Annotated in this window: 12 protein-coding genes; 3 read left to right on the forward strand and 9 right to left on the reverse strand. The window is 47.1% G+C overall.

Features of this window, described 5'->3' with window-relative positions; genetic code table 11:
• Nucleotides 1-16 precede the first annotated feature (16 nt).
• From LZZ85_RS23155 to LZZ85_RS23170, 4 genes are all read right to left on the reverse strand, one after another.
• On the reverse strand, nucleotides 17-922 hold the full coding sequence (locus tag LZZ85_RS23155; RefSeq protein ID WP_237875753.1) for an AEC family transporter: 906 nt from the start codon (nucleotides 920-922) through the stop codon (nucleotides 17-19).
• Between the two features lie 13 nt (nucleotides 923-935).
• Complete coding sequence (locus LZZ85_RS23160) at nucleotides 936-1,931, reverse strand: bile acid:sodium symporter family protein (RefSeq protein WP_237875754.1); 996 nt, start codon at nucleotides 1,929-1,931, stop codon at nucleotides 936-938.
• A 7-nt stretch (nucleotides 1,932-1,938) separates the two neighbouring features.
• A complete protein-coding gene (locus LZZ85_RS23165; protein ID WP_237875756.1) occupies nucleotides 1,939-2,937 on the reverse strand; it encodes an alpha/beta fold hydrolase in 999 nt (332 codons plus the stop codon).
• A 73-nt stretch (nucleotides 2,938-3,010) separates the two neighbouring features.
• A complete protein-coding gene (locus LZZ85_RS23170; protein ID WP_237875758.1) occupies nucleotides 3,011-3,829 on the reverse strand; it encodes a 3-keto-disaccharide hydrolase in 819 nt (272 codons plus the stop codon).
• A 113-nt stretch (nucleotides 3,830-3,942) separates the two neighbouring features.
• On the opposite strand from LZZ85_RS23170, the gene LZZ85_RS23175 reads away from it, so the two are divergent.
• The gene (locus tag LZZ85_RS23175; RefSeq protein WP_237875761.1) at nucleotides 3,943-4,791 is read left to right on the forward strand and encodes a cyanophycinase; all 849 of its coding nucleotides are present in this window, start codon (nucleotides 3,943-3,945) and stop codon (nucleotides 4,789-4,791) included.
• Nucleotides 4,792-4,910: 119 nt separating this feature from the next.
• Here LZZ85_RS23175 and gcvP read toward each other — a convergent pair whose 3' ends face one another.
• The gene (gene gcvP / locus LZZ85_RS23180; protein ID WP_255724209.1) at nucleotides 4,911-7,781 is read right to left on the reverse strand and encodes an aminomethyl-transferring glycine dehydrogenase; all 2,871 of its coding nucleotides are present in this window, start codon (nucleotides 7,779-7,781) and stop codon (nucleotides 4,911-4,913) included.
• 296 nt (nucleotides 7,782-8,077) lie between these two features.
• Between gcvP and LZZ85_RS23185 the strand changes: the two genes are divergently transcribed.
• Complete coding sequence (locus LZZ85_RS23185; RefSeq protein WP_237875765.1) at nucleotides 8,078-8,572, forward strand: YkgJ family cysteine cluster protein; 495 nt, start codon at nucleotides 8,078-8,080, stop codon at nucleotides 8,570-8,572.
• A 140-nt stretch (nucleotides 8,573-8,712) separates the two neighbouring features.
• Here LZZ85_RS23185 and LZZ85_RS23190 read toward each other — a convergent pair whose 3' ends face one another.
• The 4 genes from LZZ85_RS23190 to folK form a co-directional block, all read right to left on the reverse strand.
• Nucleotides 8,713-9,609, reverse strand: a complete 897-nt coding sequence (locus LZZ85_RS23190; RefSeq protein ID WP_237875767.1) for an MBL fold metallo-hydrolase — start codon at nucleotides 9,607-9,609, stop codon at nucleotides 8,713-8,715.
• A 231-nt stretch (nucleotides 9,610-9,840) separates the two neighbouring features.
• Nucleotides 9,841-11,085, reverse strand: coding sequence for an MFS transporter (locus LZZ85_RS23195; RefSeq protein ID WP_237875769.1), 1,245 nt, complete (start codon nucleotides 11,083-11,085; stop codon nucleotides 9,841-9,843).
• Between the two features lie 130 nt (nucleotides 11,086-11,215).
• Nucleotides 11,216-11,848: a deoxynucleoside kinase gene (locus LZZ85_RS23200; RefSeq protein WP_237875771.1), complete on the reverse strand. Its 633-nt coding sequence runs from the start codon at nucleotides 11,846-11,848 to the stop codon at nucleotides 11,216-11,218.
• A gap of 296 nt (nucleotides 11,849-12,144) precedes the next feature.
• Nucleotides 12,145-12,639 carry a 2-amino-4-hydroxy-6-hydroxymethyldihydropteridine diphosphokinase gene (gene folK / locus LZZ85_RS23205; protein WP_237875773.1) on the reverse strand — a complete coding sequence of 165 codons (495 nt, stop codon included), beginning with the start codon at nucleotides 12,637-12,639 and terminating at the stop codon, nucleotides 12,145-12,147.
• A 113-nt stretch (nucleotides 12,640-12,752) separates the two neighbouring features.
• Here folK and sppA point away from each other — a divergent pair, with 113 nt between their 5' ends.
• Complete coding sequence (sppA, locus tag LZZ85_RS23210; RefSeq protein WP_237875775.1) at nucleotides 12,753-14,507, forward strand: signal peptide peptidase SppA; 1,755 nt, start codon at nucleotides 12,753-12,755, stop codon at nucleotides 14,505-14,507.
• The last annotated feature ends 21 nt before the right edge of the window (nucleotides 14,508-14,528 follow it).

Consider the following 14,528-nt stretch of genomic DNA (forward strand, 5'->3'; position numbering starts at 1 on the left):
GGCACCACTGTGTTGTTCACAACAATGCGTTAATGATAAAGTACCATGCGGCTGTAGTGATAAAAGAAAGAACTATGCCAATGCCGATCACGAGGTTGCAGGTTTTTGATTGAAGCTGGTACTGTTCTGCTATGATCCCCGATGTCAGCAGGGTTGGCATTGCTGCTTCAAATACGGTAATGTGGGCTACATCTCCTTTAATGCCAAGCAACAGTGCCACACTGAGCACGAGTAGCGGTGCGATGGCCAGTTTATACAATAATGCTACGCTGATATGCTTGAGTTCGTCTCTCCATCCATTGAATTGTAATTGAAGACCGATGGAGAACAGTGCAAGCGGGCCAACTGTTCCGGCCATTTTCACAAAAAGCGGATCGAGTGGTTCAAGAGAAATAAAGTTAGGAAGGATCAGTGCTGCCATACATCCGATAAAAGGAGGGAAGCTGAATAGTTTTTTTACCAGTACACGGGGCTTCAGTGTATGGCCGTCAGAAGAATTCATTGCAACGATAATTCCCGCAGTAGCCAGTAAGAAGAATGTTACCTGGTCCGTAATGATCGCGATGCCGGTAAATTGTTCACCAAACCATGCGCCGATCAGGGGGAACCCAACAAATGAAGTATTCGATAAACCGGTTACAAGCTTCAGCCCGCCTTCCATTGGTTTAGGTAATTTGTTTGCGGAAGCATACAGCCTGATATAGATCCATGCTCCAAGCCAGATCACTATGGGCCCTGCCACGGGCAGAAGCAATTCGGTTGTCCATCTGATATGCGGAATATAGTGGAGCGAGACTGCAGGAAGCGCCAGATAGATGATCCATGCATTGATCCCCTTATGTGCATCAGGAGGCAATAATTTGCTTCTCCGGAATAACATTCCTGCGATGATGCAAAGGCCTATCAGTATAAAGTTTGTCATGAATGAAGACTGGTCATTTCGGTGTGGTGGATGAAGCGCTTTGCCGCCCCATCTTCTGGGCAATGATACTTGCGGCGATCAGTTGGAGTGCGTGATAAATCATCAGCGGAAGGATCATGATGCCTGCCAGCGTGCTGTCCGGGAATAAGACTTTCGACATGACCGTACCGTGCACCAATGATTTCTTGGAGCCGCAAAATACAACGGTCACCTGGTCTTCCTTTGAGAAGCCAAGTATCCTGCTGATCAGGTTCATCAAGCCAAAGATCATCAGGAATAATCCGATCATTCCCGCCGCAAGCAGCAGTATCGTAGTGATGCCAAGGTTGTCAAAAAGATGTTCAGCAAAGGAATGGCAAAATGAGGTGTAGATGATCAGCAGTATGACAGCCTGATCAAACGTCTTCAGGGTCTTTTTGTGTTTTTCAGCAAAAGCACCCAGCCAGCGGTGAAGGACCAAACCAGCGATCACGGGCAGCAAGACCTGCAGGCAAAGTTTCAGTACGATCTTCGAGGTGTCAAACCCGCCCGTATCTGCCGCAATGAATAAGCCGGTCCAGAGCGGGGTGATGAAGATCCCGAGAAGGCTGGAAAGGCTTGCATTGAATATCGCTGCAGGCATATTCCCTTTGGCAATTGAAACCATCACTACAGAAGAAGATACTGTTGAGGGAAGTGCTGCCAGAAAGAAAATGCCGAGCCATAGCGGAAAATAACTTTCATTGAACAATGGCTTCGCCAGTAAAATGAGCACGGGAAACAATACAAAAGTGGTGAACTGGATCACCAGGTGCATTTTCCAGTTAGCCAGACCAGCTTTCATTTTCTCCGGGCTTAGTCTTAGACCGTAAAAAAGAAAGATCACCGATACTCCATAGTTGCCGACCTCTTCCAAAGGAATTGGTTTGGTGGCAATGCCAGGGCCGGGGAAAAGCCAGGCCAGTAGCACCATTGTGATGATGGCCAGCAGGAACCCGTCAATACCCAGTTTTGATAAAGTTGCTTTCAACGCTCAGTTAGTTTTTTAGGAATGAAACAAGTGGTGTTATAAATTGGTCAAATGCTTCTATATGTGGAAGATGGCCGATATTGTCGATCTCCACCAGTTTACTGTTTGGAATCTTTTTCGCCGTTTCTTTCCCCAGTACAGGATAATTACCCAGTTTGTCCTGTACGGCAGCAGGGGCTTTGTTTTTGCCCAATGCAGTTCTGTCGCGCTGACCAATGATCAGCAACACCGGCATCCTCAATTGCCCGAATTCATAACAAACCGGCTGTGTGAAGATCATATCATAAAGCAAGGCTGAGTTCCACGCGATACGGGGATAGTCAATATTCTTCACCCATCCTGCAAGAAGGTTCACCCATTCATCATACCCGGGCTTCCATTTATTATCGTAATAAAATTTCAGTTGATAATTTTTGATCTCTTCGTACGTCTGTTTAAGTTCTCCGGCGTACCAGTCGTCCACTGTTTGATAAGGTGTATACAGCTTCCAGTCTTCCAGGCCAATAGGATTTTCGAGGATAAGCTTTTCTGTGATCTCCGGATACATCAGTGCAAATCTTGTAGCGAGCATTCCACCCATGGAGTGGCCAAGTACGATCAGCTTGCGGATGCCCAACGTATCAAGGATGGCTTTTGTGTTCTTTGCAAGCAACTGAAAGGTGTACTGTAGATATTCGGGCTTCGATGATTTTCCAAAGCCGATCTGGTCCGGTATGATCACCCGGTAACCTTCCTGTTGTAATCTTGTGGCTGTTTGTTTCCAGTAGGCACCATTGAAATTTTTTCCATGCAACAGTATGATCGTTTTACCATTAGCAGTGGACGGCTTTACGTCCATATACGCCATTTGTAGCTTCTGCTGCTGGATATTTAATTGCAGATACGATACAGGGAACGGATAGCGGACATTTTCGAGGTTTGTACCGTTGAGAACCTGATCATCCTGGGCCGAAACGGATGTTTGAAACCATAAAGCTAAGATGGCAAAGCAGGCAATCCTTTTCATGAGTCGGGAGTTATAATGTTAAAGAATGAAGCAGTCGCCTGGAGTGCAAAAATAGCAGATTAAATCAAGCAGGTCACTTCCTTTTCACCGGAGAAAGATCTTGAAGTACAATATTCCTAAAATCAATTGGCTGACCTTCACTCTGAAAAGCGATAAATCCTTCTTTAAGGGGTTTGCCATCTTTTTTCTGTTCAGGATCAAAGCGGTTCACCACTTCGCCACCGATAGATGGTTTTGCGTAACGCATAACAGTGTCGCCATTGATGATATGTGTGATCAGTGAATCTCCAAGAACGATCAGTTCCGCATTCACCCATTGTTCGCCCCGATAGGTTTTTGAAGTGGAGTTGATGCAATGTCTTGTATCGAGTTTCCCTTCGTATTCGATGTGGGTACCGGGTGAACACATATTGCCGGTTGTTCTTGGTTTGCCGTCATCCAGGCCTCCGAGTAACTGCATTTCAATGGAGATCGGCCAATCCTGTTCTTTTGGCATTGTACGCGGATCCTGTGAATGATACATTACACCACTGTTCAGGATGGTATAAGAAGGAGCATCTTTCCTCCACTCGCCTACAAATCGGTATTGAAACTTCAAGTGAAAATGCGAGAAGGGTTGTTTGTAATACAGGTGGCCATACTGTTCGTTGAACTGATCGTATTGATCATACCTGACTTTAAGCAATCCATTTTCGGCCCTGAAAGTATTTCCGAAGTTCACGCCGGTTTCATGATGGTGTATTTTGACGAACCAGTCATTGATGTCTTTTCCATTGAAAAGAGTGATCCACTCTTTCGGGGTTTCAGTAACCGGATTCTTCTCGCTGTTAGCACAGGCGATCAGGATGATGGTGGCAAACAGGGCAGAGGCAAAGGTTTTTTGGATTGTCATAAGTAGTGTTGTGACCCAAATTTATTCAAAGGTGAAGGACTTTTGAAATCAATTATTCCCTGTCGTGGAGGGATATCTTTTTCAAATGGGTTATCTTAGGAAAAATCTGGTTCATGTATTTAAAGCTTACGACTTTACTGCTCAGTCAATTGTTTTCAATATTCCTGTTTGCGCAGACCAATTCGCCGAAGGGGAAGCTGTTCATCATCGGAGGCGGCGACCGTCCTCCCGGGTTGATGAAAGCGATGATCGACGCAGCCAATCTTTCTCCGCAAGATTATATAGGAGTGCTGCCGATGTCCAGCGGAGAGAAAGATACCTCATTTCATTACTTCAAATTATCGGTAGCTCCTGTTTGTAACAATCCGGTGGTTAATCTTGACTTTACAAAAGAAACTGTCAATAATCGTTCAAGGCTTGATTCATTGGAAAAAGCCAAACTGATCTTTATCACAGGTGGTCAGCAGACGCGTTTTATGAAGGTGGTGTTGAATACGCCTGTATATGATGCGATCCACAAAGCCTATCGGAATGGAGCGATGATTGCCGGTACAAGTGCCGGTGCAGCTGTAATGAGTGAGAAAATGATCACGGGAACGCAGTTACTCCCTGAAGCAAAAGGGAAGGAGGGCTTCACGATGGTGAAAGCTGGTAATGTGGAGTTTGAAGAAGGGTTGGGACTGATCAAAACGGCCATCATCGATCAGCATTTTATTGTGCGCAGCAGATACAACAGGTTGCTGACCGCATTGCATACATTTCCGGAGCTGATATGTGTGGGGATTGATGAAGAGACGGCTATACTGGTTAGCCAGGGAAAGGCGGAGGTTGCCGGAGATGGGCAGGTGGTGGTGCTGCGTGATCCGCAGAAGATGCAGGTTAAAAGCGACGGAGTGATCGGTGTAAAAAAAGCATCGCTGTCTTTATTTGTGAAAGGAGATTCCTTCTCTGTTGTGAAATAGTTAACGGGTTGGTGTAAAAGTATCGCAGAGTGTGCTAAGAATAAACGCAAAGGACGCAAAGAAGATCCGGAGATCCTTTGCGTCCTTTGCGTTTATTCTTAGCACACTCTGCGATACTTCTAAGCTTCCATATAGCTTTCGATCGGCTCGCAGGTACAGATCAGGTTCCTGTCGCCATGCGTATTGTTCACACGGGCTACAGAAGGCCAGAACTTATTCAGTGTTACATAATACAGCGGGAAGGCAGCTGCTTCACGTGTATAAGCATGATTCCATTCTGTTGCACAGATCACTGCCTGTGTATGCGGTGCATGTTTCAGCGGGTTATCTTTTTTATCGGCCTTACCTTCTTCGATCGCCCTGATCTCATCACGGATAGAAAGTAATGCATTGCAGAAACGGTCCAGTTCAGCCTTGTCTTCACTTTCCGTTGGCTCGATCATGATCGTGCCTGGAACAGGGAAGCTCATGGTAGGAGCGTGGAAGCCATAGTCCATCAACCGTTTTGCAACATCTTCCGCTTCGATCTCTGCTGTTTTTTTGAACGGACGCAGGTCAACGATGAATTCGTGTGCACACTGACCGTTATGGTTCGTGTACAGGATATCGTACTGACCATCCAGTTTAGCACGCATATAGTTCGCGTTCAGGATCGCAAATTCCGTAGCAGCTTTCACACCCTCAGTGCCCAGCATACGGATATAACCATAGGAGATGAGCAGGATGGATGCGGAGCCATACGGCGCTGCGGATACTGCATGCTCTTTTGTTCCATCAGTTACTTCAACGTGACCAGGAAGGAATTTTGCCAGGTGTTGCTTTACGCAGATAGGTCCCATGCCAGGGCCACCACCACCGTGAGGAATGGCAAATGTTTTATGGAGGTTCAGGTGGCAAACATCCGCACCGATCAGACCTGGTGCAGTTAAGCCCACCTGTGCGTTCATGTTCGCGCCATCCATGTATACCTGTCCGCCATGCTCGTGGATGATATCAGTGATCTCTTTCACTGTTTCTTCATACACACCATAGGTACTTGGGTAAGTGATCATGATGCCGGAAAGATTGGCGGCGTGTTGTGCAGCTTTTACTTTCAGGTCTTCAATATCGATATAGCCATTTTCCAGCGCTTTTACGACTACCACTTTCATTCCGCACATTACCGCAGAGGCAGGGTTTGTACCGTGAGCTGAAATAGGGATCAGCATCACATTACGGTGATGGTCGCCGTTTGCTTCATGGAAAGCTTTGATGGTAAGAAGACCGGCATATTCGCCTTGCGCACCGCTGTTTGGCTGCAGGCTGCAGGCATCAAAAGCCGTGATCTCGCAGAGGTATTTACTTAATTCGTCAATGACATATTTGTAACCTTCCGCCTGGTCAACCGGTGCAAACGGGTGGATCTTGCTCCAGTGTGCCCAGCTGAGTGGCATCATTTCGCTTGCAGCGTTCAATTTCATTGTACAGCTGCCAAGTGAGATCATTGATGTATTGAGAGAAAGATCTTTGTTCTCAAGCGACTTGATATAACGCATCATCTGGCTTTCACTTCTGTGTGTATTGAACACCGGGTGAGTAAGGAATACAGATGTACGAACGAGTGAGGATGGGATGTGATCCAGTTCTGCGTCATGATGGATATCGAATGAAACAGGGTCTGTATCATTCTCAAAACAATTGATCAGATCATACAGATCACTGATCGCCGTTGTTTCGTCAACCGAAATACCAACATGCAGGCCATCGATCTTACGGAGATTGATCTGTTGTCTTTCCGCCTTTGCATGAATAGCCGCCGCGTCTTTTACTTTAACAGTAATGGTGTCGAAGAAATTGGAGGAAGCGAGTTCGAAGCCCATTTCTTCCAGTGTTTCAGCAACGGTCTGTGTAAGAAGCGCTACTCTTTTAGCGATATTTTTCAGTCCATCAGCACCGTGATATACGGCATACATCGCGGCCATATTTGCCAGCAAAGCCTGAGCTGTACAGATATTTGATGTTGCTTTTTCTCTTTTGATATGTTGCTCTCTTGTCTGCAAAGCCATGCGTAATGCGCGGTTGCCCTGTGCGTCCACACTCACACCGATGATACGGCCTGGAATATTTCTTTTGAAATCATCTTTAGCAGCAAAGAACGCAGCGTGCGGACCGCCATAACCCAAAGGCACACCAAAACGTTGTGCAGAACCAACCGCTACATCAGCGCCAAGTTCACCCGGAGGTGTAAGCAGCGTCAGCGCCAGCAGGTCAGTCGCCATTACAACATAAGCACCGGCTGTATGAACGGCTCCGATGAATTGTTTGTAATCTTCCACAGATCCTTTGTCGTTTGGATACTGCACGATCGCACCAAAGAAAGAAGCATCGATAGAAGCGGTTTTATAATCGCCTTCCACGATCTCGATGCCTACCGGTATCGCTCTTGTGATCAACACATCTTTCGTTTGGGGGAAGATGGCGCTGTCGACAAAAAATTTCGGGCGTTCGATATGATCCTGTTTGTTCAGGGTATTGAAGAACATCGTCATGGCTTCTGCTGCTGCGGTTGCTTCATCGAGCAGGGAAGCGTTCGCGATCGGTAAAGCGGTAAGATCGCTGACCATGGTCTGGAAGTTCAGCAGGCTTTCCAGGCGGCCTTGTGAGATCTCAGCCTGGTACGGAGTATACTGCGTATACCAGCCTGGGTTTTCGAAAACGTTCCGCAGGATCACTGATGGAGTAATGGTGTCATAGTATCCCTGTCCGATGTAGTTTTTGAAAACTTTGTTTTTCAGCGATACTTCTTTGATATGCTGCAGGTATTCGTGTTCGCTCATGGCGGCAGGAATATTCAGCGCATTCGCCATACGGATCGCTGGAGGAACGGTCTGGCTCACCAGTTCAGACAGGCTGGCCGCTCCGATGGTTTTCAACATTGCTTGTACATCCGTTTCACGGGGTCCGATATGACGGGGGATAAACTCGTTTGATTGTTGTACGAACAGGCTCATATGATTGTAAATGTGGGATTTGTTGTTGTTGCCAACATGCAGTCTGCGGGCCGGCATTCCTAAAAGCGGTGCAAAGTTACGTGCTGATATCCAGAAAACGAGAGGGCGACGGGGAAAGGTGGATAAGGGTGGTATAACTCGTTGGTTTGGTTGTTCGAATCGTTATCCGTTGTCCGTTGATCGTTGTCCGGAATACGGTACTTGACCATATACGGACCTCGATCAGCGCTCGACCTGTGGCCAGCGGACGACGGCGAACGGTCAACGAACAACGAATTTCCTACCTTTGCCCCTCTATGGCAAGTGATCTATTAACAAACTGGGAGAAGAAGTCGAAAGAACGCCAGAAACTCTATGGCCAATTCCTGAAAAAAGCGGATAAGAATAAAGTGCTGAAGCAACTCCCTGATCTTCATGAAGAAGCATTTGAGAGAGTGGATTGCCTGCAATGCGCCAACTGCTGTAAGAACTATTCTCCGCGCTTCAAAACACCGGATGTAAAACGGATCGCAAAGCATCTCAAGCTGAAAGAAAGTGTTTTTATAGAAACCTACCTGAAAGTGGATGACGATGGGGATTTCGTGACTAACACGCATCCGTGTCCATTCCTGGGCTCAGATAATTATTGTTCGATATATGATCAGCGCCCGTCGGATTGTGAGCGCTTCCCTTATACGGATGAAGATGTGATCTTGAAGAGGCAGCCGCTAACGTTAAAGAATACGAGCTTTTGCCCGATCACTTATTACGTGGTGGAGAAGCTGATCGAGAGTGAAAAGCGTGGCGGATGATCTAAAAAAATTAACTATTAAGTTTTAATGGCGTAGGAGTATCGCAATGGACGCAAAGAGACCGCAGAGTGCGCTAAGTTTAGTTTATATTCTTAGCGCACTCTGCGGTCTCTTTGCGTCCATTGCGATACTCCTACGCCTTACCCCGTCGTCAACTCATCCCATGTTGCGGTCAGCGAGCGTTGAATGCCTTCGCCCACCCATTCCGTCACCCCTGGGATGGATGTATTCTTAAGGAAATCCTCCTTTGTCTTGCCCGCTTTGATCTCTGCTTCCGTGAACACCAGTAACTTTTCAAAATAATCTTTCATCACAGCGATATCTGCCTTCTTTCCATACACTTCAAATCCCGGTGATGCATGGCCGAAAACAAACGTCGTTTTATTATCAAACGTCTTTTCTGTTTTCTCCAGCACTTTCACCCAGTTGCGTACCGACGCGCCTGCTGTCCGGTCTATATAGGGATAGCGGCGGTTATTGATCAGGTCGCCCATATGAATAATGTTGGCATTTTCGAAATGGATCAATGCGTCTCCGTCTGTATGTGCAGGTCCGAAATAATGCAGGGTGATCTTTTCTTTGCCCACCTGTTTGGTGATCTTATCGGTAAAAGTTTGGTCGGGATAAAGTTGTTTATCCTCTGCTTTCTGCGCTGCCGCCGCCTTTTGCTGATTTTTTAAGGAATTTGCATGTGCCAGCACATGCGGGGTCAGTCCTTTGAAGGCAATATTACCGCTCGAGTGATCGCCATGATGGTGCGTGTTGATCACCAGGGCGAAAGGCTGTGTAGAACGTTTTTTCAATTCTGTGATCAGATGACCAGCCTGCTCCGGGAATTCAGTATCTACCACCACAACCCCTTCTTTCGAAAGATAAAACAGGATGGTGCCACCCTTCTCAGTAAATACACCGATACTGTCCGTTAACATCTGGATCTTCCATGGATCCTGTACCATTGCTGCAAGCAAAGAGTTTTGTGCGAGTCCAAGCGCACCGATTCCCAGGGCGCTGTGGAGGATGAAGTTGCGACGGTTCATGGGGGAAAAAGTTTAAAAGTTTAACGGTTTAATAGTTTAATAGTTTGGGAGTTCCATAGGTTTTATCGGTTCCATAGGTTTGCAGTCTTTGCGTATTTTAGATAGTGTTTCCACGGCGTGACGGTAAATTCCTGGAAAACTAGGGAAACCCGATTGACCTATGGAACTTATGAAACTCATGGAACCTATAAAGCCTATGGAACTTTTCAAGCCTTCCAAACCTCACATCCCCTAATACTCAAACTTCCTCAACGTTGGGGCTTTAAACCAGGTAATGATCACTACCAGCAGTGTCATGCTACCTCCGAATATGACGGACGGAACAACACCCATCAGCCTGGCCATGGAGCCACTTTCAAATTGTCCGAGTTCATTGCTGGAATTGACAAACATCTGGCTTACGCTGCTGACGCGTCCGCGCATATGATCGGGTGTGGTGAGTTGCATCACGGTACCCCTGACTACCACGCTGATCCCGTCCAGGATACCGGCAAACATCAATGCCATGAAAGAAAGGAAAAACCATTCTGATAATGCGAACAGGATAATGCAGACTCCAAATCCGCCTACGGCGAGCAATAGCTTTTTGCCCTGGCCTTTTTTCATCGGAGCGATGGTGAGTAATACAACCACACAGATCGATCCTATATCACTCGCGGCATTCAGCCATCCGAATCCCATCGGTCCCACCTTGAGTATATCGCTTGCGTACACGGGCACCATCGCAACTGCTCCGCCGAAGAGTACGGCGAACATGTCAAGAGACATCGCGCCAAGCAACGCTTTGGTTTTGAAAACAAATCTCAATCCTTCTTTCACACTTTCCAGTGTCTTCTTTTCACCACGCTCATTGCTGGCGGGCTTAGGCTTCAACCGGAAAAGAATGATCAGTGCAAAAATGATCAGTATGCAGATAACGGCAAACGTATTCCTGTTGCCGATCATTGAAATAAGAAAGCCACCTACAGCATGACCGGTTACGGATGCAGTGAGCCAGGTGCCCTGGCTCCAGGTGGTTGCGTTTTGCAGCGCCTGCCGTGGTACGATCGAAGCGATCATGGCGGAAAATACGGGACCGGAGAATGAACGAATGATCCCTGTACAGAAAATAACCGCATATACCGAATAAACAATATACCGTGTTTGCATATGCTCCCGTGTAAATGCGGTAGAAAGCATAAACAAACATGCCGCTGCACACAGATAAAAGAATACACTTCTGAGTAAGAGCTTTCTTTTCTCGCTGACATCGATCACGTGGCCCGAGTAAAGAGCCATAGACAGCGCGGGTATCACTTCAGACAAGCCGATCAGCCCAATACTGAAAGGGTCCTTGGTAAGCTGATAGATCCACCATCCAACAAGGGTTCCCATCATGCGCAAAGCCATGATGAAAGTAAACCTGCCCATCAAAAGATTTCTATATTCCGGCACGCGTATCGCGGCGAAGGGGTCGTTGGTGATCTGCTGACTCATGAGTTGAATGCAAAGTTAAATGGGATTTGAGGGATTTGCCGGATTAATGAGATTAATTCTTTCGAACAGTTGACACTTTTCCCTCGGCAGACCCGGTTCCCTTTGATCCCGAGATCCAATAAATTCCCGGTCAGGGAAGGCTTAAATAATGTTGCCCCTCTCCATAATCCTTATCCAGCGCATCAATGATCGTTTGCAAATGCTTTTCATTTCCCAGGAAATCTGCGTTGGATGCATCCACAAACAATGTTTTGATATTGTGTTGTTTTATATAATGCGTGTATGTCTCCTGGATATTAAAAAGGTAATCATCAGGAATCGACTGTTCGTAAGAGCGGTTTCTTTTTTTGATGTTTGCCTGCAGGCGGCTCACTGGCGCATGCAGATAGATCAGCAGGTCCGGCTCCACCAATTGCTGATGAATGATGTCAAAAAGCCGCTGGTAAAGTCTGAACTCATCATCTGGCAGGGTGACCTTTGCAAACAGCAGGCATTTGGTAAAGAGATAATCGGAAATAGTGAGTTGCTGGAACATGTCTTGCTGCTGCAGCAATTCTTTCAGTTGCTTGAATCGCTCCGCCATAAAGAACAGTTCCAGTGGAAAAGCAAACTGTTGGGGATTGGCGTAAAACTTCGGGAGAAAAGGGTTATCGGCAAATTCTTCCAGTATCAGCCTCGCGTTATAATGTTTGCTCAGGAGGTTTGAAAGGGTCGTCTTACCGGCTCCGATATTGCCCTCTATGGTAATGAAGTTATAGTTCATGGTAGTCTGCGCAAAAATAACTGAATTGAAAACAGGAATGAATTCGTGTTTAGGTGATTGTGGATAAATCAGGTGCAGGGCTTACCGCAGATTTAGCCGATCCGGCTCCCGGATTACTGATGGGTTTTTATTACTCAACAGTGATCTATTTGATTCGCAGATCACAAAGAGGCATGTCTGATTGCATGGGCTGATCGGTGGCATCTCGCATTCATTGAAGGGCTGCTGCAGTCGGACTGCCAGAGCTGTGATGCTCCCCCTTTTGTTAGCTACCTTGTTCTGTATTAATCGACGTCTTAAAATTTGCCGGAACCCACGCGCGTCACTTCCAGGGGATCGGCGCAGTCGGCCAGAAGCTGGTCCACTGTTTTATGCAAAACCGGGTGAACGTGCTCTCCGGCTATTTCCGCCAGCGGTGTCAATGCAAACCTCCTGTTCTGCATCTGCGGATGTGGGATGCGGATATGAGGTTCATCGTAGATATCTTCATTAAATAATAAAATGTCTATATCAATTACCCTTGGACCGTATTTTTCCAGCCGGACCCGGCCCGTTTCTTTCTCTATTTCCAGTAACTGCGTCATTAGTTCTGCGGCACCCAGTTCCGTTTCCACCAGCAGGCACTGGTTGAGAAACCCGGGCTGATCGCTGTAGCCCCAGGCCGCCGTCTCATAAATAGCGGAGGTTTTTGTGACCTTTCCGACCCTGGCCCTGATCAATTCGGTGGCCCGGCGGAGGTTTCCGGCCCGGTCTCCGAGATTACCGCCCGTCAATAAATATGCTTTGTTCATACTGAGCCCCTTTTCTGGGAGCCAAATATCTTTATTTTTGAGCAGGTTGAGGAACGGCCATTTTAAAACTATATCAGAGAATGGGTTTTCTTTGGCCTTAATTAAATGACTGTATGCGTAATTTTTTCAAGATATTCTTTGCCTGCCTGCTGGCGCTCGTGATCTTTACGATCGTAGCTTTTTTCTTTTTCCTGGCAGCATTAGGGGGGCTTTCCAAGAAAGAAAGGCCGGTGGTGACTGCGAATTCTGTGCTGGTACTTGATCTTAGCCAGCATTTCTCCGAACAACTGCAGCGCGATCCCCTCGGTTTTTTCAGTAGCGACAACCGTGATGTTCCTGGTCTTTATGATATGGTTCGCCTGATCCGCGAAGCAAAGACCGACGCAAATATTGAAGGACTTTATATCATCGCCAACGGCAACAGCAACAGTTACGCGGCGAGTGAAGAGATCAGAAATGCCATCCAGGATTTTAAAACAGCAAGAAAGTTCGTGATCGCCCATGGCGATATCATTACACAAAATGCATACAGCGTTGCAAATATTGCGGATAAGATCTACGTAAGCCCGGCTGGGATGCTCGACTGGAGTGGATATAGTGTTGAATATCTTTTTCTGAAAGGAACGCTGGACAAACTGGAGATCGAGCCGCAGATCTTCTATGCCGGTAAGTTCAAGAGTGCAACGGAACCATTGCGTTCGGACCGTATGACGGAGGCAAACAAACTCCAGACCACCGTATGGCTGAGCGATCTTTATGCTGATCTGTTGATGAAAACAGCAGAGGCGAGAAAGGTTGACACCGCAACCCTGCATCAGCTCGCAAACGATGGTACGATCCAGACGGCCAAAGATGCAACTGAATATAAGCTGGTGGATGGGATCAAGTACGACGATGAGGTAAAAGACGAGATCAAATCACATCTCAATCTTGGTAAATACGAAAAGATCAACTTTATTACCGCGAGTACCTATCTCGCTGCAGGCGCGATCCGCGATGTAAAAGGCGAGAAGATCGCACTGATCTATGCCGAAGGCGATATCGTTGATGGCCGTGCCGATCAGGGTACGATCGGAAGCGAGAACTATCGTACGCTGATCCGCAAAGCCCGGCTCGACAAGTCAGTAAAAGCAATTGTATTCCGCGTGAATTCCGGTGGAGGCAGTTCTCTCGCCAGCGAGAATATCTGGCGTGAACTATCCCTCGCAAAAAAAGAAAAACCGGTCGTGGTCAGTTTTGGTGATGTAGCCGCATCCGGGGGGTACTATATTTCCTGTGGAGCAGATAGCATCTTTGCACTGCCTACAACTATCACCGGTTCGATCGGTGTGTTCGGTATCGTTCCTAACCTGCAGAACTTTTTCAAGAACAAAGCCGGTATCACATTTGACGGTGTGAAAACCGGTCCTTATGCCGATGCAGGCGCAGCTTATCGACCGCTGGAAGAAAACGAAAAAAGGATGATGCAGGCCAGCGTTGACCTGATCTATACCCAGTTCAAACAACGCGTGTCTGAAGGGCGCAAAATGGATACTGCGTATGTTGACAGTATTGCACAGGGCCGCGTATGGACCGGCAGACGTGCGAAAGAGATCGGTCTTATTGATCGCTTTGGTGGCCTGAACGACGCCATTCAATGCGCGGGGCGTATGGCTAAACTGGAAAGCTACCGGGTCAGCGAGTATCCCGAACCTCAGACATTCATGGAACAGATCTTTGGAGAGAACCGGGACCCGATGAATTATGCAGGTAAAATGAAAGCAGAGATCGGGGAAGATAACTACGTCATTTTCCAGGAACTCAAACGGGTGAGGGAAATGAGTAAAGGAACGCAGGCGAGAATGCCGTTCAGGTTTGTTGTCCGCTGATCGTTGACCGTTGACCGTTGT

Origin of the sequence: Terrimonas ginsenosidimutans, from assembly GCF_022012415.1 — a bacterium.
Taxonomy (GTDB): domain Bacteria; phylum Bacteroidota; class Bacteroidia; order Chitinophagales; family Chitinophagaceae; genus Terrimonas_A; species Terrimonas_A ginsenosidimutans.

Bases quoted from the DNA above. Each gene is read 5' to 3' on its own strand.
- LZZ85_RS23155 (WP_237875753.1), bottom strand. From the start codon at position 922: ATGACAAACTTTATACTGATAGGCCTTTGCATCATCGCAGGAATGTTA.
- LZZ85_RS23165 (WP_237875756.1), bottom strand. From the start codon at position 2,937: ATGAAAAGGATTGCCTGCTTTGCCATCTTAGCTTTATGGTTTCAAACA.
- LZZ85_RS23170 (WP_237875758.1), bottom strand. From the start codon at position 3,829: ATGACAATCCAAAAAACCTTTGCCTCTGCCCTGTTTGCCACCATCATC.
- LZZ85_RS23175 (WP_237875761.1), top strand. From the start codon at position 3,943: ATGTATTTAAAGCTTACGACTTTACTGCTCAGTCAATTGTTTTCAATA.
- gcvP (WP_255724209.1), bottom strand. From the start codon at position 7,781: ATGAGCCTGTTCGTACAACAATCAAACGAGTTTATCCCCCGTCATATC.
- LZZ85_RS23185 (WP_237875765.1), top strand. From the start codon at position 8,078: ATGGCAAGTGATCTATTAACAAACTGGGAGAAGAAGTCGAAAGAACGC.
- LZZ85_RS23190 (WP_237875767.1), bottom strand. From the start codon at position 9,609: ATGAACCGTCGCAACTTCATCCTCCACAGCGCCCTGGGAATCGGTGCG.
- LZZ85_RS23195 (WP_237875769.1), bottom strand. From the start codon at position 11,085: ATGAGTCAGCAGATCACCAACGACCCCTTCGCCGCGATACGCGTGCCG.
- LZZ85_RS23200 (WP_237875771.1), bottom strand. From the start codon at position 11,848: ATGAACTATAACTTCATTACCATAGAGGGCAATATCGGAGCCGGTAAG.
- folK (WP_237875773.1), bottom strand. From the start codon at position 12,639: ATGAACAAAGCATATTTATTGACGGGCGGTAATCTCGGAGACCGGGCC.
- sppA (WP_237875775.1), top strand. From the start codon at position 12,753: ATGCGTAATTTTTTCAAGATATTCTTTGCCTGCCTGCTGGCGCTCGTG.